The 24,271-nt window shown below is 62.3% G+C and carries 23 protein-coding genes, 1 tRNA gene and 1 pseudogene; 15 read left to right on the top strand and 10 right to left on the bottom strand.

Going from position 1 to position 24,271, the window contains the following annotated elements:
• Positions 1-61: 61 nt before the first annotated feature.
• Positions 62-1,633, bottom strand: coding sequence for a hypothetical protein (locus ED21_RS07955; protein ID WP_006833355.1), 1,572 nt, complete (start codon positions 1,631-1,633; stop codon positions 62-64).
• A gap of 239 nt (positions 1,634-1,872) precedes the next feature.
• Between ED21_RS07955 and ED21_RS07960 the strand changes: the two genes are divergently transcribed.
• From ED21_RS07960 to ED21_RS08005, 10 genes are all read left to right on the top strand, one after another.
• Positions 1,873-2,256: a hypothetical protein gene (locus tag ED21_RS07960; RefSeq protein WP_006833356.1), complete on the top strand. Its 384-nt coding sequence runs from the start codon at positions 1,873-1,875 to the stop codon at positions 2,254-2,256.
• A 148-nt stretch (positions 2,257-2,404) separates the two neighbouring features.
• The gene (locus ED21_RS07965) at positions 2,405-3,037 is read left to right on the top strand and encodes a lytic transglycosylase domain-containing protein (RefSeq protein ID WP_034922060.1); all 633 of its coding nucleotides are present in this window, start codon (positions 2,405-2,407) and stop codon (positions 3,035-3,037) included.
• Positions 3,038-3,043: 6 nt separating this feature from the next.
• Complete coding sequence (locus ED21_RS07970; RefSeq protein ID WP_006833358.1) at positions 3,044-3,349, top strand: TrbC/VirB2 family protein; 306 nt, start codon at positions 3,044-3,046, stop codon at positions 3,347-3,349.
• 1 nt (position 3,350) lies between these two features.
• Positions 3,351-3,635 (top strand): type IV secretion system protein VirB3, encoded by a 285-nt coding sequence (locus ED21_RS07975; protein ID WP_006833359.1) that lies wholly within the window; start codon positions 3,351-3,353, stop codon positions 3,633-3,635.
• Entirely contained in the window at positions 3,625-6,057 is a 2,433-nt protein-coding gene (locus tag ED21_RS07980; protein ID WP_006833360.1) for a VirB4 family type IV secretion/conjugal transfer ATPase, read from the top strand. The genes ED21_RS07975 and ED21_RS07980 overlap by 11 nt, the downstream gene beginning before the upstream one ends.
• Positions 6,054-7,223: a type IV secretion system protein gene (locus ED21_RS07985; RefSeq protein ID WP_006833361.1), complete on the top strand. Its 1,170-nt coding sequence runs from the start codon at positions 6,054-6,056 to the stop codon at positions 7,221-7,223. The genes ED21_RS07980 and ED21_RS07985 overlap by 4 nt, the downstream gene beginning before the upstream one ends.
• Entirely contained in the window at positions 7,220-7,987 is a 768-nt protein-coding gene (locus tag ED21_RS07990) for a TrbG/VirB9 family P-type conjugative transfer protein (RefSeq protein WP_006833362.1), read from the top strand. The genes ED21_RS07985 and ED21_RS07990 overlap by 4 nt, the downstream gene beginning before the upstream one ends.
• Entirely contained in the window at positions 7,987-9,096 is a 1,110-nt protein-coding gene (locus ED21_RS07995; RefSeq protein ID WP_006833363.1) for a TrbI/VirB10 family protein, read from the top strand. The genes ED21_RS07990 and ED21_RS07995 overlap by 1 nt, the downstream gene beginning before the upstream one ends.
• Before the next feature lie 13 nt (positions 9,097-9,109).
• On the top strand, positions 9,110-10,135 hold the full coding sequence (gene virB11 / locus ED21_RS08000) for a P-type DNA transfer ATPase VirB11 (protein WP_006833364.1): 1,026 nt from the start codon (positions 9,110-9,112) through the stop codon (positions 10,133-10,135).
• 209 nt (positions 10,136-10,344) lie between these two features.
• Positions 10,345-13,281, top strand: a complete 2,937-nt coding sequence (locus ED21_RS08005) for a TonB-dependent receptor (protein ID WP_156787406.1) — start codon at positions 10,345-10,347, stop codon at positions 13,279-13,281.
• Between the two features lie 56 nt (positions 13,282-13,337).
• Here ED21_RS08005 and ED21_RS08010 read toward each other — a convergent pair whose 3' ends face one another.
• Positions 13,338-14,075, bottom strand: coding sequence for a queuosine precursor transporter (locus ED21_RS08010; RefSeq protein ID WP_006833366.1), 738 nt, complete (start codon positions 14,073-14,075; stop codon positions 13,338-13,340).
• A 60-nt stretch (positions 14,076-14,135) separates the two neighbouring features.
• Here ED21_RS08010 and ED21_RS08015 point away from each other — a divergent pair.
• Positions 14,136-14,212 (top strand) — tRNA-Arg (locus tag ED21_RS08015).
• Positions 14,213-14,426: 214 nt separating this feature from the next.
• Positions 14,427-14,675, top strand: a pseudogene (locus ED21_RS08020) (tyrosine-type recombinase/integrase); the annotation flags it as partial.
• A 152-nt stretch (positions 14,676-14,827) separates the two neighbouring features.
• Here the strand turns inward: ED21_RS08020 and ED21_RS15390 are convergent.
• On the bottom strand, positions 14,828-15,001 hold the full coding sequence (locus ED21_RS15390; protein WP_006833368.1) for a hypothetical protein: 174 nt from the start codon (positions 14,999-15,001) through the stop codon (positions 14,828-14,830).
• A 361-nt stretch (positions 15,002-15,362) separates the two neighbouring features.
• On the opposite strand from ED21_RS15390, the gene ED21_RS08030 reads away from it, so the two are divergent.
• Positions 15,363-15,728 (top strand): response regulator, encoded by a 366-nt coding sequence (locus tag ED21_RS08030; protein ID WP_006833369.1) that lies wholly within the window; start codon positions 15,363-15,365, stop codon positions 15,726-15,728.
• 21 nt (positions 15,729-15,749) lie between these two features.
• Here ED21_RS08030 and ED21_RS14710 read toward each other — a convergent pair whose 3' ends face one another.
• From ED21_RS14710 to ED21_RS08065, 7 genes are all read right to left on the bottom strand, one after another.
• The gene (locus tag ED21_RS14710; RefSeq protein ID WP_255347534.1) at positions 15,750-16,841 is read right to left on the bottom strand and encodes a sensor histidine kinase; all 1,092 of its coding nucleotides are present in this window, start codon (positions 16,839-16,841) and stop codon (positions 15,750-15,752) included.
• Positions 16,842-17,321: 480 nt separating this feature from the next.
• Positions 17,322-17,531 carry a cold-shock protein gene (locus ED21_RS08045; RefSeq protein ID WP_006833372.1) on the bottom strand — a complete coding sequence of 70 codons (210 nt, stop codon included), beginning with the start codon at positions 17,529-17,531 and terminating at the stop codon, positions 17,322-17,324.
• A 222-nt stretch (positions 17,532-17,753) separates the two neighbouring features.
• A complete protein-coding gene (locus ED21_RS08050) occupies positions 17,754-17,948 on the bottom strand; it encodes a hypothetical protein (RefSeq protein WP_006833373.1) in 195 nt (64 codons plus the stop codon).
• Positions 17,949-18,204: 256 nt separating this feature from the next.
• Positions 18,205-18,471 (bottom strand): translation initiation factor IF-1, encoded by a 267-nt coding sequence (gene infA, locus ED21_RS08055; protein WP_006833374.1) that lies wholly within the window; start codon positions 18,469-18,471, stop codon positions 18,205-18,207.
• 168 nt (positions 18,472-18,639) lie between these two features.
• A complete protein-coding gene (locus ED21_RS15095; RefSeq protein ID WP_006833375.1) occupies positions 18,640-18,810 on the bottom strand; it encodes an SPFH domain-containing protein in 171 nt (56 codons plus the stop codon).
• 135 nt (positions 18,811-18,945) lie between these two features.
• Entirely contained in the window at positions 18,946-20,256 is a 1,311-nt protein-coding gene (locus tag ED21_RS08060) for an NAD(P)-binding domain-containing protein (RefSeq protein WP_006833376.1), read from the bottom strand.
• 5 nt (positions 20,257-20,261) lie between these two features.
• Positions 20,262-21,308, bottom strand: coding sequence for a tetratricopeptide repeat protein (locus tag ED21_RS08065; protein ID WP_006833377.1), 1,047 nt, complete (start codon positions 21,306-21,308; stop codon positions 20,262-20,264).
• A gap of 176 nt (positions 21,309-21,484) precedes the next feature.
• Between ED21_RS08065 and ED21_RS08070 the strand changes: the two genes are divergently transcribed.
• Both ED21_RS08070 and ED21_RS08075 read left to right on the top strand, forming a co-directional pair.
• Positions 21,485-22,342: a hypothetical protein gene (locus ED21_RS08070; RefSeq protein ID WP_156787408.1), complete on the top strand. Its 858-nt coding sequence runs from the start codon at positions 21,485-21,487 to the stop codon at positions 22,340-22,342.
• Positions 22,342-24,117, top strand: a complete 1,776-nt coding sequence (locus ED21_RS08075) for a cytochrome c3 family protein (protein WP_006833379.1) — start codon at positions 22,342-22,344, stop codon at positions 24,115-24,117. The genes ED21_RS08070 and ED21_RS08075 overlap by 1 nt, the downstream gene beginning before the upstream one ends.
• The last annotated feature ends 154 nt before the right edge of the window (positions 24,118-24,271 follow it).

Here is a 24,271-nt window from a genome sequence, read left to right on the forward strand (position 1 = left end):
AACTTTGCAAATGAGGATGGGGACGCGCTCTGACGCGCGCCCCCATCCTGCTGGATCGGGATCAGTCGTAGACCGGCAGGCTGGTGCAGGCCGACGTCGCGCTGTCGAAAGTCACCGTGCTCGAGGTACAGGTCCAGCCGTTCACCCAGCTGGCGTTGCTGTCGAAGACAGCGCCGATATTGTCGGGCAGGGTGAAGAAGGGTGCCCAGGCGGTCACGTCGAAGACCATCACGCCATTTTCGTTGCTGCCGTTGAGGAACAGCGACTGCAGCGTGTTGGTGAACATCGAATTGTTGTTCGTGCCGTTGTCGAAGACGCCCAGGATTTCCGCTGCGGTCGCGCCCGAGCTGTCGCGGAACGGGGTGGCGCAGTCGAGCACGACGCTGTCGAAGGAGACCGGGCCGCTTTCGTCCGGGCCGGTGGTCTGGGAGAGCTCTTCCTGGCCGTCGATGCGCAGGCAGGCGGTGTCCTGTGCCGACACGATGACCGAGTTGGCGATCGAGTAGTCGGCATGGCCGCGGATGCGGATGACCTGGTCGTTGGCGTTCTGGTGCACGAAGGTGGCGTTCGAGATACGCGTGTTCTGACGCGGCGTGCTCTCGTTGAAGGCGTTGTCCGAATCCGCTTCGATGATCGTGTCGCCGGCGCCGGGGCGCTGGATCGCGATCACGTACTGGAGGTTGGCTTTCACGCCGGTATCGGTGTCGATGCTGTCGTCTTCCGCGCCGACCACGATGAGGTTGGTCATGTTGACGCGGCCGCCGAAGAATTCGACGCCGTCATCCGAGCTGTTGTAGCTCATGATGTGGCTGAGGTTGGTGCCCTTACCGATGCCGCCGGTGGTCAGCGACTGGAGCTCGCTGTCCCCCGAAAGGACGAAGCCCGAATAGCGGATCTGGACGTATTCCATGCTGCCCGAGCTGTCGTCGATGCGCGCACCGCCGTAGATGGCCGGCTGGGCGGCGCCTTCGACTTGGCGTTCGCAGTTGACGGTACCGGGCGTGGCGCCGGCGGCGATGCAGTCGGTGATCGGGGCGCGGCCCGATAGGACGACGCCGCCCCACTGGCCCGACGAGGTGTCGGTGTTGAGGCCCTGGACGTTGTCGCGGCTGGTGAAGACGATCGGGCGGGCGGCGGTGCCGTTCGCCTGGATGGTGTTGCCGCGGTTGACGTTGAGGAAACTCGAACCCGAGGCATAGACGATAACGCCCGGCTCGATGGTAAGTTCGACATCGGTGTCGTCGAGACCGTCGCTGGTGTCGGCTGCCGGGCCGCCGTCGGTGCCGACATCGACGCGGCCGTTCATGCGGTAGAGCAGGCCTTCGATATAGGGCAGGGTCGAGCTGGCGCTGAAGCGCGCGGGCATGGTGCAGACGCGGTATTCCCCGGTCGGGCCGGAGATCGTGCCGCTGTCGGTGAGGCCGACCGGATCGCTGATCGTGGGGCAGCCGGCAGCCGGGGTCACCAGCGTGGCACCCGGGGTCGGGGTGGGCGTCGGGGCCGGGGTGCCGCCACCGCCGTTGTTGATGGTCACGTTGCCGCCGGTGCCGGGCGAAACGATTTCGTCGGCGCCGCAAGCCGAAAGGGCGATTGCGGACGCGCCGAGGATAAGCGAGCGATGAAGATTGGTCACGGGTTCGGTCCCCTCAAAAAACCGGATTGAGTCGAAATTCGAAGTGCGAATTCGTTGATCGCGACTCGCCAGCTAGGAGCGCTGTGTGACAGTTTGTGTCGCTACGTGACCGTTATGTTGCAGTTTCAACAGATAACCGGACGAACCGCGCACATTTCAGAATTGTGACAATGTTACGGTTTTGTTGCAGGAGCCGAAATATTGCGGCATTTTCACCCTACAAGTTTGGGAGAAATCAAATGTCGCTTATCGCTGCCGCCGCGCTTCTGGTCGCTGCTGACGGACCTGTAATGATCGTTTCCGCACCGGAAGCGGACTGCACCATGGGTTATGAAGAACTCGTCTCGGGCGAGGGGCGCGAAGCGCTCCGGGCCATTGAGCAATGCGGCGCGGCCGCCTCGGACGATCCGGCGCTGCAGATCAACCACGGCGTCGCCCTCGCGCGCGTGGGCGAATTTGATGCAGCGCGCGAAAGCTTCACCGCCGCCGTCCGCCACGCCGACCGTTTCGACCTTGAGACCGCCAGCGGCGACTGGGTCGATTCGCGCGTGCTCGCCAGGAAGGGCCTTGCCATGCTCGATAGCGGCAAATTCCGCGGCTACGAGGCGCTTGCCGTGCGCTGATTTTCCCGCCGAACGACCGGGGATATCCAACATGGCCCGCGTTTCCTTGCCGAAACGCGGGCCGTTTGTTTGCAGGAGGATATTCAGCTATTTGTCACCCCAGTGTCATGTAGGGTATCCAATGGGGCTGCACGGAGGGTGTCCGACCATGATTCGCGCACACTTGGCGCTTGTTGCAGGATTGGCCTGCATCGCGCTGACCGCCTTCCCGGCGAAGGCGGATGTCTTGGAGATCGACGCGGACGGCGCGCGCTGGAAGGCTGGCGGGCAGGCCACGATGGCTCCTGCCCAGGCGATCGAGCTCGGCGCGGGCGAAGCGCTTGCCGAAGTGCCGGCAGAGATCGACGTGCCGGAAAATATCGTGGGCGACCCTGCCGATCACGCGGCCGACGTTCCGCAGGCCTACAAGGCGAAGGTCGCCGAACTGGCCGCACGCTACGACCTCAGCCCCTCGCTGATCGAGGCAATGGTCTGGCAGGAAAGCCGCTGGCGGCATGACGCCGTATCGCCCGCCGGCGCGCAGGGCCTTGCGCAGCTGATGCCTGGAACCGCGCGCGACCTGGGCGTCGATCCGCGCGATCCCTTCGCCAACCTCGAAGGCGGGGCGCGTTACCTTCGTGCCCAGCTCGACCGGTTCGACGGCGATCTCGAAAAGGCGCTGGCCGCTTATAACGCCGGCCCCGGCCGGGTGGAGCGCGCAGGAGGCATCCCGCGCATCCGCGAAACACAGAATTACGTGGCCTCGATCATGGGCCGCCTTGCCGATCACTCACGGGAGTAGAGTAACTTGAAATCGCTTATCGCCAGGCTTGCGGTCCTCGCCGCGCTTCTCAACCCTTCGACTGCCTTTGCGCAGGCCTTGCAGCAGGATCCGGCGGGCTCAGGCCCGGTGGTCAACGCGCTGGCCTGGCTTCAGGGCACGCTGCTGGGCAATGTCGCGACTGCTGTGGCTGTAATGGCGGTGGCCGCCGTCGGTTTCATGATGCTGACCGGCCGGCTCAACTGGCGCTTCGGCGCGACCGTAATCCTCGGGGTATTCATCCTGTTCGGCGCAGGCACGATCGTGGCCGGTATCCAGGGCGCGGCAGGCTAGTATGACCGCGCTCGTCCGCCACCCCGTCCACAGAGCGCTCACCCGCCCGCAGATGTTTGCGGGCGTGACGCTAAACTATTTCGTGATCAACGGGATCGTGACGACCGAAGTCTTCCTTATCACCGGCAGCTTCTGGGCCCTGCTCGCCGCACTCGTGATGCACGGTGTCGGCTATTTCGCCTGCCTGCGCGAACCGCGCATTTTCGACCTCTGGATCACCAAGGTTTCGAAGTGCCCGCGCGTTGCAAACTACAAGCGCTGGGGGTGCAATTCCTATGCCGCGTAAGACCAAGTGGATCGGCCCCGCCGCCTGGAGCGAGAAGGAAGCCCGCGCGGGCGACCGCCTGCCCTATGCAAAGCTGGTCGATGAGAACACAGTGCTGCTGCGCGACGGCAGCGTGATGACCGCGATCCAGGTTCCCGGCCTCCTGTTCGAGACCGAGGATAGCGAGGCGCTAAACGCCCATGCGGCAACGCGCGAGGTGATGCTGCGTTCGACGCTCGACGCGCGCTTCGTTATGTATCACCATGTCATCCGCCGCCGCGTGTCGGTGGAACTGGATGCGGAATTCCCCGATCCGATCAGCCGCCACATCGATGCGCGCTGGAAAGAGCGGTTGGGCTCGGGCCAGCTGTTCGTGAACGACCAGTTCATCACCCTGATCCGTCGCCCCGCACGCGGCAAGGCGGGCCTTGTCGAGCGGATTTCGAAAAAGGCGAAGGGGCGCAAGCACCAGTTCGAAGCGGACCCCAAGGATCTGCGCGGACTTCGCGCGGCGGCGCAAGGGCTGGTGGCTTCGCTACAGGCCTATGGCGCGAGTGTGCTAGGCGATTACGTCGGGCCGCAGGGCGCGGTAAACTCCGAAATGCTGGAGCTGCTCTCGGCGCTTTACAACGGCGAGATGCGCCCTGTCCGCAAGCCTTCGGACGATGTCGATCTTGGCATGATGCTGCCTTACCGCCGTGTCAGTTTCGGTCTCGACGCGCTGGAAATGCGCGGCTCGGGCTCGCCCGATTTCGGCGCCATACTGGGCCTCAAGGACTATCCCGAAGCGACCAGTCCTGGCCTGCTCGACGGGCTGCTGCGGCTCCCGTTCGAAATGGTCGTTTCGGAAAGCTACGCACCCGCAGAACGCCAGACCGCGCGTGAACGCATGGACCTTGCCATCCGCCGCCTGAAAAGCGCGGATGAGGACGCCATCGCCGAGCGCGCCGACATGATGGCGGCGCGCGACGAACTGGGGGCAGGGGCCGTCGGTTTCGGCGATCATCATCTCACCGTGATGGTCAAAGAAACGAGCCTGGCCCGCCTCGACGATGCGACCGCCGCCTGCGCCGCCTCGCTGGGCGATACCGGCGCGATCGCCGTGCGCGAGGACACCAATCTCGAACCCGCCTTCTGGGGCCAGTTCCCCGGCAACGAGGGCTATCTCGTCCGCCGCGCGCTGATTTCCAGCGCCAATATGGCGAGCTTCGGTTCGCTTCACGGCTTCGCGCTGGGGCAGGCGCAGGGCAATCACTGGGGCGAAGCGGTGACGCTGCTGGAGACCACCAGCGCGACGCCCTTCTTCTTCAACTTCCACCATGGCGACCTCGGCAATTTCTCGGTCATCGGGCCGTCGGGGTCGGGCAAGACCGTGGTGATGAACTTCCTCGCCGCGCAGGCGCAGAAGTTCGCGCCCCGCACCATATTGTTCGATAAGGACCGCGGCGCGGAACTCTTCGTGCGCGGGATCGGTGGGCGCTACGACAGCATCCGCGCGGGTGAGCCGACCGGCTTCAACCCGATGGCGCTGCCCGATACGCCGGGCAACCGCGCCTTCCTGCGCGACTGGCTGGGCGTGCTATTGAAGGCAGAGGGTCCGGAGGAAGAGGCCACCATCGCGTCTGCGGTCGATGCGGCCTATGCCAATGATCCGAGCTTGCGCCGCATGCGTCATTTCAAGGAGCTGCTTTCGGGCAGCAAGCGTCCGCAACCGGGCGATCTTGCCGACCGTCTGGGCGCATGGATCGGTGAGGGCGAGAACGCCTGGCTCTTCGATAACGCTGAAGACAAGCTCGACCTGACCGCACGCGTGCTCGGCTCCGACATGACCGCGCTGCTCGAGAACCCGAAGCTGCGCACACCGGTGATGATGTACCTCTTCCACCGGATCGAGGAGCGCCTCGACGGCAAGCCGACGATGATCCTCATCGACGAGGGCTGGAAGGCGCTCGACGACGAGATTTTCGCCGCGCGCATCCGCGACTGGCTCAAGACGTTGCGCAAGCGCAACGCGCTGGTCGGCTTCGCCACACAGTCGGCGCGTGATGCCTTGGAAAGCCGTATTTCCACCGCATTGGTCGAGCAGACCGCGACCATGGTCTTCATGCCCAACAGCCGCGCCCGCATGGAGGATTATTGCGATGGCTTCGGCCTTACAAGCCACGAGCTCGCGCTGATCCGCACTCTGCCGGCGCACAGCCGCTGTTTCCTCGTGCGCCAGCCCGATGCGAGCGTGGTGGTGCGCCTCGACCTGTCGGGCGCGCCCGAAGTGCTGACGCTGCTTTCAGGCCGCGAAAGCTCGGTCCGCCGTCTCGACCTGCTGCGCGAAGCGATGGGCGATGCGCCCGCCGACTGGTTCCCCGCGCTCACCGGTACGGCTTGGCCGGGCGGTCCGGACCACGCCCAGGGTGACGAGCCGGTGATCGGATTGGCGGCGGAATGACCAGCGCCACCTGCCAGCAGGCTGCCGAACAGGTAGGCAACGGGGTCGCAGCCGCGCTGCGAGGCGTCGACTGCGTGGCAGGCGAGGCGAGCGCGGCGGCCTTCGGCAAGCTCTTTGCTTCGGGCGGCGCGCTCAGCTATGCGCTGACGGCGCTGCTCACCATCTACATCGCGATCTTCGGCTTCCTGCTGCTGACGGGCCGCACCAATATTGGCGTGCGCAGCCTCGTGCCGCGCATGATGACACTGGGCCTCGTGCTAACTTTTGCGACCAGCTGGGTTGCCTACCAGAGCGTGGTGTGGAACCTCTTCGTCTTCACGCCGGACTGGCTGGCGGGTGTGCTCACCGGCGTGCAGGGCTCGGCGACCAACGTCTTCGCGCAGAAGATCGACGTGGTCTTCATCGCCATCCAGGAGGCGAGTGGCAGCGAGAGCGATTTCTCGGCCTTCTCGCCCAAGGGGATGATGTGGCTGGGCGCCATGCTCTTCATGCTTAGCACGGTCGGCCTGCTGGTGACGACCAAGATCGCGCTTGGTATCCTCGTGGCGCTAGGGCCGGTCTTCGTGGTTCTAGCGCTGTTCAACGGCACGCGCGGCCTCTTCACCGGCTGGCTCAAGGGCGTGGTGATGTGCGCGCTCGCGCCGCTGTTCGCGGTGCTCGGCGGCTCGATCATGCTCGAGCTTTCGGTCCCGATCCTTTCCGCGCTGACGGCTAATCCGGGCACCGTCCCGGCGCAGGCGGGCATGGCGTTCTTCATGATCGGCGCGGTGCATGTCGCGCTGATGGTAATGGTGTTCAAGGTGGCCGGTGCCATGGTGTCGGGCTGGAGCGTGTTCGGCCTCGTCCCCTCGGCGGAAACCGCATCCGCCACTCCGGCAGCGTCCCCGGCGCCCGCGCCGCAGGTCGTCCAGCCGCTCGCTCAGGCGCAGGCCGCCACGCAGGCGAGCGATCAGGCGCGGCGGATCGACGTTTCAGCTGTTGCGACCGGCGCTGCGGCCAACGACAGCGCGAGTTCCGTCTCGCGCACCACCAAGGTTTACGCGACTGCTTCAGGCGGCGCTCAGACGGGACCTGCCAGTAAGGGTCCCAGCCGCACGACGGGGATCGGCAGCCGGTTCAAGTCCGCCCCGCCGCGCAGTCTCGGTTCTACGGAGAAAAGCTCATGAAACGCGTCGCTCTCGCCGCGCTCTCCCTCTCGCTCCTCGCCACCCCGGCGCTGGCTGATCCGCGCCTGCAGGAAGTGTTGTACGACGAATATTCGGTCGTCACCCTGCCGGGCCGCGTGAACGTGCAGGCCAGCATCGTCTTCGGTGAGGACGAGACGATCGAGAATGTCGCCATCGGCAATTCGCAAAGCTGGCAGGTCACGCCGAACAAGCGCGCCAATATCCTTTTCGTGAAGCCGCTCGAACCGCGCGCCGCGACCAACCTGACGGTCGTCACGACCAAGCGCACCTATCTCTTCGACCTGGTCGCCAGCCCGACGGCCAAGCCGCTCTACGTTCTGCGCTTCGATTATCCGGTCGATCCGGAAGAAGAAGCGCGCAAGGCCCGCATGGCCGATGCCGCCGCGACGCAGGCAGCGCCGGCTGATCCTTTCTCCGCCGTCGATCCGGCAGACCTCAACTTCGCCTGGAACGGCGAGGGCGCACCCACGCTCCTCCCCGAACGCGCGTTCGACGATGGCGAAGCGACCTTCCTCACCTGGCCCACCGGGCGCGAGGTTCCCGCGATCCTCGTCGCCAACGCCAAGGGCGTAGAGGGGCCGGTCAACTACACCGTACGCGGCGACACCGTGGTCATCGACGGCGTGCCGCGCTCGATCATCCTGCGCTCTGGCGACGAGAGCGCAACGCTGGTCAACACCGGGCCCGAACGCGCCGCCGTGCCGCTCGGCGAAACGGGCCTTGCCCGCAAGGGAGACAACTGATGCGTCTTGCAAACCGAATCCCCGAGACCAGCAAGGTCGCCAACGACACCGACCCGCGCGACGAGAGCGACGCCGAAGTCATCGACCTTGCGCAGCGCAACGCCTTTCCCGCCGTGGCCCGACCGGGCGGCAAGGGTGAAGCCATGGGCATGGTCGCCGGCATCGCCATTGTGGCGGGCTTGGGCGCGGTGACCCTGTGGAGCATGAACGCCTCGCGCCTGCCCGAGCAGCCGAGCGTCGGCAGCCCGCAGGTGGCGGCACCATCGGTCGCTGCACCGGCCTCAAAGCCGGCGATCACGATCGAACGTCCGACGCAGGCGCAGCAGGCCGCCATGGCCGCTCCCGCCCCGGCGCCCGTGCTCGCTGCGCCGCCGCAGGTCGAGCCGGGCGGCAATCCCTACAGCAACCCGACCGTGGTCTTCGACGCCGGCAGCGCGCCCGCAGGAGCCGCCGCGGGCGAGGCTGTTGCGGCCGGTGAGTCTGGCGCTGCCAACGGCAATTCGGCAAGCGATTTCGCCAGCCGCGTCGGCGGTGTCGGCGGCGCTCCGGCGCAGGCCAAGGCGATGAGCAATCCCGCGACCACGGTAACGCAAGGCACGCTGATCCCCGCGATCCTCGAAACCGCGATCGACACCAACGTACCGGGCTATGTCCGCGCCGTGGTCAGCCAGGATGTGCGCAGCTTCGACGGCACACGGGTGCTGGTGCCGCGTTCGAGCCGCCTCATCGGCCAGTACCAGTCGGGCATGCAGAACGGCCAGAAACGCGCCTATGTCATCTGGACACGCCTGATCCGGCCCGATGGCGCCTCGGTAAACCTCGCCTCGCCCGCCATCGGCTTCGACGGCACGACGGGCCTCGAAGGCAAGGTCTCGGGCAACGGCTTCTTCAAGCGCTTCGGTTCGGCCATGCTGCTGTCGGTCGTCGGCGGCCTCGGCACGCTGGCAACCGGTGGTGCCGGCGCGGTCGTGCTGGGCGGCAGCGGGGCCTCGGCGGCCGCCTCCGCAGCCGAGCAGGACGGCAAGCGTTCGCCCACCGTGCGCGTGCGACAGGGCGAGCCGATCCGCATCTTCACCGCGCGCGACCTCGATTTCTCGCGCGTAAGCTGAGGCGAGGGCCCCGGTGACCGCGGACATCCACCCCTTCCTGCCGGATGAGCATCCGGAGGAGGACGCGCCCAACGTCGACCTGCATGGCGAGCGCAGCGTCTATCTCGACGCCTATCTCAAGCCCTTCGCCGAATGGCTGGAGCGCGACACGGTCACCGAGATCCTCGTCAACCGGCCCGGTGAGGTCTGGATCGAAGACGCCGGTGCCGGCGGTATGCAGAAGGTCCTGCGGCCCGAGATCGACGACCGCCTGATCCAGCGCCTTGCCGAACAGGTGGCGCGGGTTAGCCACCAGGGCATCAACCGCGAACACCCGCTGCTGGGCGCAACCCTGCCCGACGGTGCGCGCGTCCAGTTCTGCGGCCCCCCGGCCGCGCGCAAGCACTGGGCCATGGCGATCCGCCGCCACCGCCGGCTGGACTTGCCGCTCGATGCCTATGACACAGGTCCGCTCACGCCAACCCAGCCCGGGCCCATGCCCGATCCGCAGACCGAGCCGGTGGCCTTCCTGCGCGAGGCGATCCGCCAGCGCCGCACAATCCTTGTCTCGGGCGGCACCAGCACCGGCAAGACGACTTTCCTCAACGCCATGCTCGGCGAGATCCCGAAGCACGAGCGCGTGGTGCTGGTCGAGGATACGCCCGAACTGAAGCTTCCCGGCGAGAACGGCGTCGGCCTCGTCGCAGTGAAGGGCGAGCTGGGCGAGGCCAAGGTCACCGCCAACGAGTTGCTCCAGGCCGCGCTGCGCCTGCGCCCCGACCGCATCGTGCTGGGCGAATTGCGCGGAGCGGAAAGCGTGAGCTTCCTGCGCGCGATCAACACCGGCCATCCGGGCAGCTTCTCGACCATCCATGCCAATTCCTTGCGCGGCGCGCTCGAGCAATTGCCGCTGATGGTCATGCAGACCGGGATCGGACTGACGCGGTCGGACACCATCGCCTATGCGGCCAGCGTGATCGACGTGGTGGTGCAATTGTCGCGCGATTCGAGCGGACGACGCGGTATTGCGCAGATCGCGCAGAGCCACGAGCTCGTCTGACCAAACCTGCAATGCCGTAAAGGAACCCGGTTGGCGTCCCGCCATGCCGTAACGTCAGTTGCATTTCGTGAAATTGCTGCACTGCAATAAGTGGTCGCAAATCCGCATTTTTGCGTAACAATCCTGCGCCAGAACTTGCACGCATACGAATGTGTGTTAGCTTCGCATCAGGCCGCCGTCATGAGCGGCCGGGGATGAGGAGAGGGTTTATGAGGATCAGGGCTACCCTGATGGCCGGCATCTGTGCCGGTGCACTTGCAGTTCCGGCATACGCTCAGGACGTCACCGGAGACGATAGCGAATCCGGCATCGCGGAAACCACCGACAACCAGCGCATCATCATCGTGACCGCGCAGCGCCAGGCCCAGAGCCTGCAGGAAGTGCCGATCGCGGTCAGCGCCTTTGACAGCGAAGCGCTCGAAGCGCAGCAGATCGAGAATGCCAGCGACCTCCAACTCACCCTTCCGAACGTATCCTTCACCAAGTCGAACTTCACTGCGTCCAGCTTTACGATCCGCGGCATCGGCGACTTGTGCGTAGGCGTCTCGTGCGACAGCGCGACTGCCATCCACCTCAATTCCGCACCATTGTTCAACACGCGCCTGTTCGAAACGGAATATTTCGATCTCGAACGGGTCGAAGTCCTTCGCGGGCCGCAGGGCACTTTGTTCGGACGCAACGCCACCTCTGGCGTGGTCAATGTGGTGACCGCCAAGCCCGACCTTTCGGGATTCGGCGCTGCTGCCGAATTCGAATATGGTAATTTTAATTCGCTCAAAGCCAAGGGTATGGTCAACGTGCCGGTCGGTGATGCCATCGGTGTGCGGGTCGCTGGTTTCTGGCTGGACCGGGACGGCTACACCGAGAACCTCTTCGACGGTAACGACATCGACGACCGCGAAATGTACGCGATCCGCGGCTCGTTGAGGTTCGAGCCCGGCGCGAACACTACCATTGATCTGATGGGCTATTATTTCCGTGAAGACGATAATCGCCTTCGCATCCAGAAGCAGCAATGCCAGCGCGACCCGACCGGCGTGCTCGGCTGCCTCAACTCGCGCAGGGATTTCGCCAAAACGAATTCCAATTCGACCTTCACGGGCACTCTTGGTTCGTCTGAATTCCTTGCCATCAACGGAATTCCGGCATCCTTCGGTCTCAATAGTCTCTACGGCCCGGATGCTTACGCGAATTTCGAAGAGCCTGCCGATGTTCGCGTGGTGAACACCGAATTCACTCCGGACTATTTCGCCGACGAATTGCAACTGCAGGCTCATCTCGAGCAGGTTTTCGGTTCGTTCACGCTCGGCGTGACCGGCACGTATCAGGAAACCAGCGTTGATTCCCGACAGGACTACAATCTCGGTGTCGGTGCAATTCCCAATGCGGCTATTGCCTTTCCGACCTTGCAGGCTTTCGCCGCCGGGGCAGCTGGCCCCGGTACAGGAGCCTACTTCCAGCCGATCGTAGATGCGTTGTTCGACGGATCGAACCTGTGCGTTTCCGATACGAACCTCAACAATCTGGGCGCTTTCGGTGGCGAACGCGTTTGCACGCCGAACGGTACGCAATTCGACCGCTCGAACCAGGAAAATGAATCCTTCTCGGTCGAAGCCATCCTTTCTTCCGATTTCGACGGGCCCTTCAATTTCCTTGTCGGCGGGATTTACGCGGAATCCAAGGTGCTGGAAAACAGCTATTTCGTGAACTCCTTCGCGATCGACTATGTCAGCTCGGTCTTGGGATCCTTCACTTCGCTCGGTGGCGGCTTGCCCCCCAGCTATCTTGGAACCTCGTTCTTCCGAAACAATACCGACGACTTCAAACTGGAAAGCTTCGGCATTTTCGGCGAGGTCTATTTCGATGTATCCGACCGGCTGAGCATCACTGGCGGTCTGCGCTACAATGACGATACCAAGTCAATTCGCGCACGTTCCACGCTGGCGAGTTTCCTTGTCCCGTACGGTACGGATCCCTTCGAAACACCCTTCGGGGCGGATTTCGATGCCGATCCCGGTACGCCCTGTACAGCTGGGTCGCCGGTCGGTCCGATCGGCTCGGTTGCCGGGTGCGAGGCTTTCCAGGAGCGGGAGGTAAGCTTCAACGAGATAACCGGTCGCTTCGTGGTCGACTTCGAAGTGACCCCCGACAACCATCTCTATGCCTCCTATTCGCGTGGCTACAAATCGGGCGGTATCAACCCGCCGTTGCAGCCGATCTTCCAGGTGGCCGACAGCTTCGGTTCGGAAAGCATCGACGCTTTCGAAATCGGCTCGAAGAACACCTTCGGGGGTGGGAGCCTGCAGTTGAATGCTACTGCGTTCTACTACAAGTATTCCGACCTGCAGCTAAGCCGGATCATCGCGCGTACTTCGGTCAATGATACGATCGATGCCAATATCTGGGGTGTCGAACTGGAGGGAATTATCAGCCCGAGCTACAACTGGCTGATCAATATGAACTTCAGCTACCTCAATGCAGAGGTGGCGGGTGACCAGTTCTTCTCGAATCCGCGCGACCCGGGTGGCGGCGATCCAGACGCTGTCATCATCAAGGACATCACCAATGGTGCGCTGTGCGCAGTGACCGGCGCGGGTGCGAATGCCTTCGTTGCTGCAGTCAATCCGGGCCTTGGCCTGCAAGGCCCCACTGCCTTCCCTGAAGATGGCGGGATTGCGTCGACCGGCGCATTCAGCATCTGTAGCGTGCTCGAGGACCAGGCAGCCGCCATCGGCGAAGTTTTTGGTGGTGTCGAAGTGCTCAGTCCTGGTGTTGAAATCAACCTGAAGGGCAACAAGCTGCCCCAGGCGCCGACCACTAAGGCATCGGTCGGCGTGCAGTACACTGCGGAGTTCGGCGGAGGTGCCACCTTGGTGCCGCGCTTCGACGTCGCCTTTACCGGCGAACAGTATGGCAATGTCTTTAACGGGAACGTGAACCGGATCGAGCCTTTCGTCCAGGCGAATGCGCAAATCCAATTCAACGATGCGAGCGAGCGATTCTACATCCGTGGCTTCGTTCAGAACATCTTCGACTCGGACTCGGTGACCGGTCTCTACGTCACAGATGCGAGCTCGGGCCTGTTCACCAACATCTTCACGCTCGACCCGCGCCGCTATGGCGTGGCGATCGGCGCGAAGTTCTAGATCCCCCGGTCTTCAGGGGTATCTGGGGGCGGTTCCTTCGGGGGCCGCCCCTTTTTTCATCGGCTGGCTTGCGAGTTGGCGAAAGGTGAGAAGTCCGTATCGGTATCGAATATCTCGATACCCTCGGCTCGCTTGAGCTTGTTCACCACCAGATAAGTCAACGGCGTCAGCAAGGCTTCCCAAGCCGTCTTGATCAGCCATTGCGACAGGATCACCTGCCACAAGAGCTCGACCGGCCAGCCAGCCAGGCCCCAGAAAGCGAGCGGGTAGAAGAGCAGGCTGTCGAGCCCCTGTCCGACGACGGTTGAACCAATTGTGCGCGCCCACAGATGCTTTCCGGCGGTCCAGACCTTCATCTTGGCAAGCACGAAACTGTTGGCGAACTCGCCCGCCCAGAAGGCCACCATCGAGGCGAGCACGATGCGCCAGCTGTTGCCGAAGACGAATTCGTAGGATTCCTGCCCCGGCCAGCCTTCCGCCGGCGGCAACTGCACCACGACCCAGGCCATGAAGGCCATGAACAGCAGCGCAGCGAAACCCGTCCAGATCACCCGCCGCGCACGGGCGTAACCATACACTTCTGTCAGGATATCTCCGATGATGTAGCTCACCGGGAAGAACAATACGCCCGCACCGAAGGACCATTGGCCCACCCATGGCAGGGTGACGTAGCTGGGCTTGGAAGCCCCGATCAGGTTGGAAAGCAGCAGGATCGTGACGAAAGCCGCCATCACGAGGTCGTAATATTTGAATCGGGGCGGGGCGGGCTGGGCCAAGTCGGGGGCTTTTTCCATAACGCGCTGCCTATCGCCGATTGGCGCTTCGGCAAAGTCGCGTTATGGCGATCAGGGCGCGCGCCCGTAGCTCATCTGGATAGAGCGCGAGACTTCTAATCTTGAGGCAGCAGGTTCGAGTCCTGCCGGGCGCGCCATTAGCGAAAATCCGCTGTTGGGACAACCTTACCGTGACCCAGTCGCAACCTTGATGTGACCTTTTCGCAGATTTGTGTCACGCTTTAAGGGCCTACTTCGGAAATTAAGACGGCGAGTGACCGCTTTGCGCCCCCATCCAAGATGTAGCAATCTGATATCCTAGGTTCTGAAAGCCGACATTCTTCTAAGCCAATCCGGCCAGGGAGAAAGAAGACGCGGCATCTAAGCACACGCCAGTATGCTCGACTTGTAGACGAATGGGTCGAGAGCATCGGATTGAATCCAGAGGAATACGGCACCCATTCACTTCGTCGAACCAAAGCTTCCATCATCTACAAAGCCACGGGAAACATCCGTGCGATCCAGATCCTGTTAGGGCATTCGAAGATCGAAAACACCGTGCGATATTTGGGCGTCGATATAGAAGACGCCCTCACTCTCGCAGAGAAGACCGAGATTTGACTACCGATCTTAACGCGGATCTTGGGCGACCGTAAAGAAGGCCTCCGCCCCTGAAATGGCGCGGAGGCCTATAGTCGAGGTTGGCACTACGAACGTCGCAGTGCCGCCCTTCGGGTCGCCTTTGTGCAGGGCTGCTGCTGTCTGGAAACTTGCTAAAGCATACTGCGTTCGCCCGACGGGTTGCAGCGCTCGGAAAGCGCCAGCTCAACTCGGGAACGTCCCTCGTCGCTCGCAATCGCCAAGTCGATGGGACGCCCTCCCAAATCATCGTGATGTGCGTTCATGAATTCGATCGCCGCTTCTCTCCCAAGAAGCATCATCGCCATGCGAGCCGTTTCGCCTTGGCGACGCGAAGCTGCGGGCGTGAGGCGAATGCTCGGCTTGGGACGCCTCACAGCGGGCGCCGTGATATAGGGAAATTTACGGCTAAGGTCGGACAGGCCAAGATTTGCTCCTCTTCAAAAGCGGGAGCACAAACCGGTCTCTCTGTCGCAGATGCTAGATGTTCCCTGCGATAGGCAGTTGCCTACCATAACATTTGATGCATGTATTGCGATTTCTTGCCGCCCGTTTTGCGGCCTGCAATCAAACACACTGTGAGCCGTTCCGGAACCGCTTCACGAACCCCGGCGCTCGAAGGATGTCGTTCCAGAAGGCGGAGGGGCTGTCCCAGAAGGAACGTTCCCCATGCATTCTTCCGATGCCGTCATCCTCGTAGTCGAGGACGAAATTCTGATCCGCATGGATGTCGTTGATCAATTGACGGGTCTTGGTTACAGCGTAATTGAAGCATCGACCGGATGCGAGGCGCTCGAAACGCTCACGACAGGCGATGGTGTTTGTATCCTATTCACCAACGTCGACATGCGGGGAGACCTGGATGGCATCATGTTGGCGCATGAGGTTTGTCGGACACGGCCGGAGATCGGCATAATCGTTACGTCCGGCAAAACAGCGCTCGGTGAGGACGCGCTGCCCGAAGGTTCGAGATTTTATTCGAAGCCTTATATGCGAGCTACGGTCCACGCCGCGATACAGGAAATGCTACCTTGATAGGGTCAAAGCTGGAGCGGCCTATTCGGCAACCGACGCGCGCGGCAAGATAATCGTCACGCCAAGGCCATCAGCTCGCCAATCATAGTCGATTGTCGCACCGAGCTGGCGGATTGTCGATGCGACAAGGCGAGTGCCAAAATTCTGGCTCTCTGGAGGTGTGGTTGTCGGGCCTCCACTTTCGGTCCACTCGATTTTCAGACCTTCCGCGGTTCGCAGCCAATCGATCGAAACCTTGCCACCCATATCTTTCAGAGCACCGTATTTGATCGCATTGGTGGCGAGTTCATGAAACACCATGGCCAGTCCAGAAAGCGACTGGGCATCGACCGTCTGTTCATCGCCATTCAGGCTAATGCGATCGTCTGCATCCCCATGGCCCAATGGCCCAAGGATCGTTGCTAGCAGCGTATGGATTGATGTCATTTCATCCGAACGCCCGGCCGCGTTGCGAATAATTATGAGATCTTGAGCGGACGCAATCGCTCGAAGCTTTCCGTTGACCTTGTCTGCCAGGTCCCGGGCGCTCAGCGCCGCCGGCACGTTCAGGTTGATAAGGCTCTGCGCGAGGGCGAACGCGTTCTTCACGCGATGCTGAAGTTCTTCCAGAATGAGCGCCTTGGCCTCTTCGGCACGGTTGCGCATCCGCTCTAGGCGCATCCGCTCGACGGCGATCGATGTTGTTAGCGCGATCGCTTCGATGATGGCGCGATCAAGGTCGGAGGGCTGTCGGGGTTCGGAATAGTAATTCGCAAAAGTGCCGAGCACGCTGCCGTCGCCCGCCTTTATCGGCACCGACCAACAAGCGCCCAGACCATGCGATAGTGCCAGATCGCGAAAATCGGCCCAGAGCGGATCGGTAGCGATGTCATCGACGAAGATAGCTTGGCCAGTCGCGGCGGCGGTACCGCAGGACCCCGCTCCGTCTCCTATCGCCATCCCTTCGATCGCGGCATTGTATTCGTCGGGCAGACTCGGAGCACCACCCAGTTCGAGATGCTGCCCGTCTTCTGTCAGCAAAAGGATCGAGGCCAGCATGCCGTCCCCGGTCTGTTCTTCGGCGAGGCGGACTATGTCGCAGAGTAGGTTCGCGGTCGCCCCCAAGCGCCACACGACCAAGTATCTGTTGCTGGCGACGCCAGACCTCTGCGAGATACTTTTCTGACAATGGGTGAGAAGGGGCTGCGAGAGGATTACCGGTCTGCAACTTTTCGATGACCGACTCCACTCAAGTTTAGGCAGACTAACTGAATTAAGGGAGCTTACCGGAGATAACAAGCACGTGGCCGTGGATCACGGGGCTGCCTTTCTTTCCGGCTCTAGCATCGCGAAACTTTGGAGTTCCCGCGCCCGACGAGCTTTCTCGCGCTCCTTTTGCATTCTTAGAGTGCGGTCAGCCATTTCGCGCCACGCAGCTTCAGACCGAAGTGCGCGCAGCCTGGCATTCTCCAGTGCAGCCTCTCCGGCCTCTATCGCAGCCGCGTCTGCTTGCGCGACCTGAAAATCGTAGGTTTGGGATATTGCCGTCACTCCTAAAGGTCAAAACCGGGAGCTCCGGACCACATTTGAAAGCAATCCGGAGCAAGAAACCTCTCAATTGGCGGCGGACAGGTTCACGGCGCTGGCCTTGCCATTGCGGCCAGTCTCGACCTCGTAATTGAGGCGCTGGTCCTTATCGAGCGTTGTCATGCCTGCCGCCTGGACAGCTGAGATGTGGACGAAGCTGTCGGCAGAGCCGTCATCGGGCTGGATGAAGCCATAACCCTTGTCGCCATTGAAGAATTTTACTGTACCGGTAGTCATATTCGCTTCCTTTCAAGAAACGGTTGTGTTCGGCGCGCGAGATTGCGAACCGAGGTTGTGCGTCAAGTCGTCAATTGAAAGGAGTTCGTCATATTCAAGGCGCGAAAACCGGAATTCTCCGGTTTCCTAACCAGGCGTCGATATCCGTCGAAATTTAACGTGAGCAGATTTGATCGGGCGAGCTTCGTGCGAACTAGACGATCGCTTCGGAGCCCGCTTTTGTCAGAACCGAGTTGGAAACTGGGACTTGCTCCAGGCACAGGCTGCGGCAGCGCCCAGTCCATGCTGGAAGTCGCTGATACGACCCGCGATGCGAGAAGCCTTCGCCAGTTTGGCCAAGCGATCGTCATGGTTTGCGGCGCCGTCAGCACCCATAAGGGCTCGCTGGTGCTCGGCATATTGCAGGTTCAGGTCCATGTCAGTTCTCCGGCTGTGGCGGGAATGCTGAGGCATGGCCGCGAGTTATGTATGTCGCTCAGTCGATCATCGTTGCGACAAGACGTCGCAGCTCGGCGGTCGGCATGTGACTGGGATTTGTCCGATCCCGGTCCGCCCGCTGTGCATGGATTGCGCCATAGCGCAGCGAAAGTTTAGGGCGCGACGTATCGCGCAGGTTCAATGCATTCATTATTCTTATGTTCGGCAGGTCCTGCCCGCCGCCTTCTTGTCAGTCTCAGCGCCTGTATCCGCGCTTGCGAGCACCAGCGGGTCCTTGCCCGGGTGTTCGTTCGCGGAAGACGATCCGACCCTTGGTCAGATCGTATGGCGTCATCTCGACATGTACGCGGTCTCCTACGACCGATCGGATACGATAGCGACGCATCTTGCCTGCAGTGTAACAGATCAGACGATGCTCATTATCGAGGGTGACGCCGAAACGTCCGTCGGGCAGGATCTCGTCGATCTCACCCTCCATCGTAATGAGCTCTTCCTTCGCCAATCGGTTTTCCTTGCGTACGAAAAATCATCCGCACGGACACATTCCGCTGCGGAGCCATGCTCCATGTAATGGAAGTGGTGCCGATATCGCGCTTGGGCGCAAACTGCGGCAATCATAATCCGTCGCAAACGACGCTAGGCAATTTCTATATAGCAGCGTACAAAAAAATTACAATGGAGTTGGCCGAATGGACTGGAAGTTGTCGGCGAGCTTTCCGTTGTCGAGGAAGATTGCCTGCTGCCCGTCGCGCACGGTCAGGTTCGCGCCGTACTGGATTTCGTTATCCTCGACCGGGAAACGCCACGCCAGCTGGCCGGGCTTCTCCTCCCATTCGAGCACATCGATCAGTTGCTTGGAAACCAGCCCATCTGCGTCCCTCCGTTTTGCGCGACATAGCCCGCGCTCTGCGGAACCTAACCAAGCGCAGGAGAGGAAACAATTGCTACCCGGGCCAAGACTGTCGAAATTCCTTGTTCAGGCGGTTCCGTACTTGGTTTCGACTTCGATCCCGGATTCCTTGAGGAAGCCGGTTGGCAGGATACCGCCCACGCAAATGATGACGTAGTCGTTGGCCAGCGTCTCGATACCGTCTTCGGTGGTCAGGTCCACTTCGTCTTCGCGGATTTCCGCGACCTGGCTCTTCAGCCGCTGTTCGATCACGCCTTTCTCGACGAGTTCGATGAAGCGGTTGCGGTTCTTCTTGCGGGCACGGGCGAAAGCGTCGGAGCGGTAGGACAGCGTGACCTTCGTGTCGCTCTGCTCGGCAATCTGGATCGCGGCCTCCAGCGCGCTGTCGCCGCCGCCCACCACTAGCACTTTGGCGCCGACATATTGTTCGGGATCGATCAGGCGATAGACGACCTTGGGCAGCTTTTCTCCTGGCACATCCAGCGTGCGCGGCGTGCCCCTGCGGCCAATGGCGAGAAGGACGGTTTTGGCTTCGATATCGCCCTTGCTGGTTTCGAGACGGAAGCCGGTCGCGGTCTTGCGCACGGCCTCGACGTTGACGCCGGTGCGTATCTGGAGACCGGTCTTTTCGACCACGCCCTGCCAGAAGGAAATCAGCTCTTCCTTCTGGACCTCGCCGAATTTTACCGTTCCGATGATCGGCAATTCGGCGGGCGAGGTCATGACCATTTTCCCGCGCGGGAACTGCGCCACCGTGCCGCCGAGGTCCGACTGGTCGAGCAGCACGTAGTCCAGCTTGCGTTCGATCGCGCCGAGCCCTGCGGAAATGCCCGCCGGGCCGCTGCCGACGATGGCGATGTCATGATGCCCGGGCGCATTGGGCAGGCTGGCGATTTTCTGGGCCGCAAAGCCGATCGCCTGGCGTCCCTGTTCGATGGCGTTCTTGACCAGTCCCATCCCGCCCAGTTCACCGGCGATGAAGATGCCCGGCACGTTGGTTTCGAACTCGGGGGAGAGCGGCGGGATGTCGACGCCGCGTTCCTCGGTTCCGAAGACGAGATCAATGGCGTCGAAAGGGCAGGCGGCCTGGCACGCGCCGTGCCCGACGCAGGAGGTCGGCTCCACCAGTGCGGCCTTGCCGTCGATCAGGGCGAGGATCTTCTTTTCAGGGCAAGCGATGACGCAGGCCCCGCAGCCAAGGCACAGGTCGGGGTTGATTAATGGATGGAGCGAAGGCGGATGCGCGAGCCCCGCCTGGAGATTGTCTTCCAGGATCGCACGCGCCTTGGCTGACCGCTTTCGCTTATAGAGGCTCCACACAAGCCATATCAGGAACAGCGGGACCAGATAGACGAGTTCGAGTTGCCAGGTCGGCATGGCGGTCAGGGAACTCCTACCTCGCTCGCGGTCGCGTTGACGAGGGCTAGGCCCTGACTGTTGCCTGCCAGCGCCTTTCGCGCAGTGGCGAGGTCGGCCTTCGCCTGCTCGGCCTGTCCGCGGACCATGCGCGACCGGATGAGACGCGCCCAGCCTTCGGGATCGTCGGGATTGGACTTGAGGCGCGTAGCAAGGCCCTCGACCATTTTCTCGATCATCGCTTCCTGTTCCGAAGGCGGGAGCGAGTTTGCCGCCTGCACGGTTGCCGCATCGAGCGCCGGCGGCTGACCGGTCATGGACGGTGGGGGGCTGGCGTTGAGGCGGCCGGAGACATCCGTACCGAGTTCGCCCGCCAGTTGGTTTATGTCGCGGCGTACGTCGGCCTGCCAGGGGGCGTCGGGCGAGGCGGAGTTGGCGAGGTCGATCCACAGGTCGAGCGCCTCCTGCTGCCGGCCCTGCTGCGCCAGCAAGCGCCCGCGAAAATAGCGCGCGCGCGGTTCGGTGGGGTCGATAGCCAGCGCTTGCTCAAAGGCCTGCCGGGCGTCGCGCGTTACCTCTCCCTTGGCCAGCGCCACGAGCGCTTCGCCATAGCCAGACCGGGCCGCAGCGCTCTGCGGCAGCAATTCTATCGCGCGCTCGAAAGGAGCGATCGCCTCTTGTGGCCGGTTGGTCATGAGATAGGACCAGCCCAGCATCCGGAAGCCTTCACCGTCCTCGGGGTTTGCCTCGAGCCGGGCGGCAAGCCGTTCGATCATGGTGTCGACGTCTTCAAGTTGCTGGCTGTTCTGGTTGAGCGCGATCGCACTACCCGGCGCTGCGCCGGTGCCGTCGTCGTCGGGCTTGATGAGCAGGACGGCCAGAGTCGCAGCGACGAGCACCCCGGCCCCGATCAACAGCACGCGCGTGCGGTCGAAGTTCAGCTTCGGCGTATCGACACCGGCTCCCCCGTCCGAGGAAGCATTCGCACTAGCCGTCTGGCTTTGTTGCCATAGGCGCATGCCGACGATGCCGACGGCGATCCCGGCAAGGGCGGTCAGGATTGTAGCTAGCACTCCACATCTCCCAATTCCTACACTGTGCGACCGCTTCTGGCTCTTTGCCACTTGGCCTGCACTATACTAACGCGCACATTCTTGGCCATGAAATATCCGAAAACTTGCGTGATGATTGGTCGTTACGTAAATGCGCTGCGGTCGCGCGATGCTCAGAAGGAGCCTAATTTGCCTCCATGGATACGATAACGACCCAGCCAGTTCGCGGTATTCGTCGCCTACGCCTGCGCCCTGGGCAGCTGGAGCGGGTGCTTTCGGTCCTTGTCCTCGCCGGCGTCCTCGCGGCGCTGATCTATGGTTTCATCAACAGGGACGACCCGAGGCTCGATCCTGAAGACGGGATCGGATACTGGCTTGGCATAATCGGCAGTTCGATGATGCTGATCCTGCTCATCTATCCCTTGCGCAAGCGCAATCCCAAGCTGCGCAGTCTGGGATCGGTCGGGTTCTGGTTCCGCTTTCACATGCTCCTCGGGCTGCTGGGCCCTGTGACGATCCTTTATCATTCGCGTTTCGGCTGGGGCTCGCTGAACAGCGCGACGGCGCTCGGGGCGATGATCATCGTTGCCTCGAGCGGCCTAATCGGCCGCTTTCTCTATTCACGGGTTCACCGGGGCTATTCTACCCGGACCATCGCCATCCGAGACCTGAAAAGAGAAATGGATGCATTGCTCGACGATCTCGAGCACGAGCATATCGGCGACAGCTATATCATGGATACGCTGCACGATCTCGAGGACCGCGCCATCGCTTCGGGGAAATCCTTCTGGGCGGGCGCCCGATCCTTCGTGAGCCTGCGTCTCAGATCGCTGATTATCGGGCGCGAGGTGCGAAGGCAGTTGCAGGACCCCGACGCGGAACATCGGCAGGCGTTGCTGCAGGGGTTGGAGGACTTTTTCCGTGCGACCAGGCGCGCTTCGAGCTTTGCCTTCTACAGCCGTCTCCTGCGATTCTGGCATTATCTGCACCTGCCGCTTTTCATCCTGCTGGTCGCAGCAGTCACTCTCCACATCGTCGCGGTCCACCAATACTGATGCGCGGCCTGCGCGCCTTTATTGCTCTCTTGCTGCTGATGGTCGCAGCGCCGGCCCTTGGACAGACGATCATCGAGCGGCTGGTTACGCCCGGCCCCCTGTCGCAGCCGCACGCAAAGCTCGAGGACAGCTGCAACTCGTGCCACACGAATTTCCGCAAGGAGGCGCAGAACTCCAAGTGCCTCGCCTGCCACACCGATGTCGCGTCGGACATCCGGGCCGGTGCAGGCTATCACGGGCGCAGTTCCAACGCACGGCGCAGCACCTGCAAGAGCTGCCATACCGAGCATAAGGGCCGGCGCTTCGACATCGTCCGCCTCAACACGCGAAGCTTCAATCACGACCTCACCGATTTCCCGCTGCGGGGCGGCCATGCAAAGGTGTCTTGCGCTTCGTGCCACACGGGAGGGAAAGCCTATCGCCTCGCGCCGACGACCTGTCGCGGGTGCCACGAAAGCGATGATCCGCACAAGGGCCGCCTCGGACCGCGCTGCCAGGACTGCCACCAGGTTTCCGACTGGAAATCCCTGAAGCCCTTCGATCACTCCAAGACCGGATATCCCCTCACCGGCGCGCATTCGCGTACGAGTTGCATGTCGTGCCACAAGGGCCAGCGATGGGAGGGGCTGACGACCAGTTGCTATGGCTGCCACAAGCAGGACGACGCCCACAATGGATCGCGCGGAACCAATTGTTCGAGCTGCCATACGACGTCGTCCTGGCGCCAGGTCAAATTCGACCATGACACGACAGGCTTCTCACTTATCGGCGCGCATGCGCAGGCAAGTTGTACCTCGTGTCACGGGGCAAACAATTCGATCAAGAACCCGCCGACGACTTGCTACGGTTGCCACCAGAAGGACGATTCCCACGAGGGCGCCAACGGGAAGCAGTGCGAGGATTGCCACACGCCCCGATCCTGGACCCGGATCCAGTTCGATCACGACCGGCTGACCGATTTCCCCCTGCGCGGGGCGCATCGGCAGGCGACTTGCGAGAGCTGCCATGTCCAGCCACCAAGGGTTGCCGCCCCGCCGACCACCTGTTTCGGTTGTCATGAGGAGGACGACAGTCACAAGGGCGGCAACGGCACCGATTGCGCGCGCTGCCATACGGAGACCGATTGGGAAGCGGTGGAATTCGACCACGCGACCATGACCGGCTTCCCCTTGCTCGGGAAGCATGCGGAGGCGCGCTGCGAGGACTGCCACGTAGAGGCCTCGGACCAGGTGAAGCTCGTGCCGGAGTGCGCCTCCTGCCACTATGAGGACGACGTCCACAAGGCGGAACTGGGCCCCTCATGCGGGCGCTGTCACGATTCTAATGACTGGACTACCAACATCAGCTTCGACCATGCGCTGACCAGTTTCCCGCTACTTGGCAAGCATGCCGATATCGATTGCACGGATTGCCACGCGGACCAGACATTCACCGTCAAGGGGCCGCAATGCGCCGATTGCCATGTGGACGAGCACCACGAAGGCCGTCTCGGCACGCCCGCGCAATGCGGCGATTGCCACAACGCCAACGACTGGAAGGCGTGGAGTTTCAATCACGATACGCAGACGCAATTCCCCCTCACCGGCAAGCACAAGGGGCTGGTGTGCGGGTCCTGTCACGCGAGAGCGGGGGACCCGGCCGAACTATCAGCGACTTGCGCCGATTGTCACCGCCGCGATGACGTCCACCGCGGGGAATTCGGGACCGATTGCCAGCGTTGTCATGTGACGGATGACTGGTCGAAGGTCTCCTTACCCGAGGATCGCAGCAAGTAACTGGGATGCCAGTCCGGTTTATTGGGCTTATAGCCGACGAAGCGAGCCCCGCTTGCGACGAACCGATAAGCGGACTCTATCGCTATGCCGGTCAGTCTGACAGTTTGCAGCGCGAGTGGCTGGGGGCTGCCGCTTGATGAAAGAAGATCATGTC

This window comes from Erythrobacter sp. SD-21 (genome assembly GCF_000181515.1).
Lineage (GTDB): Bacteria > Pseudomonadota > Alphaproteobacteria > Sphingomonadales > Sphingomonadaceae > Qipengyuania.

What these genes read in the sequence shown, in the direction of transcription:
- ED21_RS07960 (WP_006833356.1), top strand. Translation starts at nt 1,873, where the DNA reads ATGTCGCTTATCGCTGCCGCCGCGCTTCTGGTCGCTGCTGACGGACCT.
- ED21_RS07965 (WP_034922060.1), top strand. Translation starts at nt 2,405, where the DNA reads ATGATTCGCGCACACTTGGCGCTTGTTGCAGGATTGGCCTGCATCGCG.
- ED21_RS07975 (WP_006833359.1), top strand. Translation starts at nt 3,351, where the DNA reads ATGACCGCGCTCGTCCGCCACCCCGTCCACAGAGCGCTCACCCGCCCG.
- ED21_RS07980 (WP_006833360.1), top strand. Translation starts at nt 3,625, where the DNA reads ATGCCGCGTAAGACCAAGTGGATCGGCCCCGCCGCCTGGAGCGAGAAG.
- ED21_RS07985 (WP_006833361.1), top strand. Translation starts at nt 6,054, where the DNA reads ATGACCAGCGCCACCTGCCAGCAGGCTGCCGAACAGGTAGGCAACGGG.
- ED21_RS07990 (WP_006833362.1), top strand. Translation starts at nt 7,220, where the DNA reads ATGAAACGCGTCGCTCTCGCCGCGCTCTCCCTCTCGCTCCTCGCCACC.
- ED21_RS07995 (WP_006833363.1), top strand. Translation starts at nt 7,987, where the DNA reads ATGCGTCTTGCAAACCGAATCCCCGAGACCAGCAAGGTCGCCAACGAC.
- ED21_RS08005 (WP_156787406.1), top strand. Translation starts at nt 10,345, where the DNA reads ATGAGGATCAGGGCTACCCTGATGGCCGGCATCTGTGCCGGTGCACTT.
- ED21_RS08010 (WP_006833366.1), bottom strand. Translation starts at nt 14,075, where the DNA reads ATGGAAAAAGCCCCCGACTTGGCCCAGCCCGCCCCGCCCCGATTCAAA.
- ED21_RS15390 (WP_006833368.1), bottom strand. Translation starts at nt 15,001, where the DNA reads ATGGCGATGATGCTTCTTGGGAGAGAAGCGGCGATCGAATTCATGAAC.
- ED21_RS08030 (WP_006833369.1), top strand. Translation starts at nt 15,363, where the DNA reads ATGCATTCTTCCGATGCCGTCATCCTCGTAGTCGAGGACGAAATTCTG.
- ED21_RS08045 (WP_006833372.1), bottom strand. Translation starts at nt 17,531, where the DNA reads ATGACTACCGGTACAGTAAAATTCTTCAATGGCGACAAGGGTTATGGC.
- ED21_RS08050 (WP_006833373.1), bottom strand. Translation starts at nt 17,948, where the DNA reads ATGGACCTGAACCTGCAATATGCCGAGCACCAGCGAGCCCTTATGGGT.
- ED21_RS08060 (WP_006833376.1), bottom strand. Translation starts at nt 20,256, where the DNA reads ATGCCGACCTGGCAACTCGAACTCGTCTATCTGGTCCCGCTGTTCCTG.
- ED21_RS08070 (WP_156787408.1), top strand. Translation starts at nt 21,485, where the DNA reads ATGGATACGATAACGACCCAGCCAGTTCGCGGTATTCGTCGCCTACGC.
- ED21_RS08075 (WP_006833379.1), top strand. Translation starts at nt 22,342, where the DNA reads ATGCGCGGCCTGCGCGCCTTTATTGCTCTCTTGCTGCTGATGGTCGCA.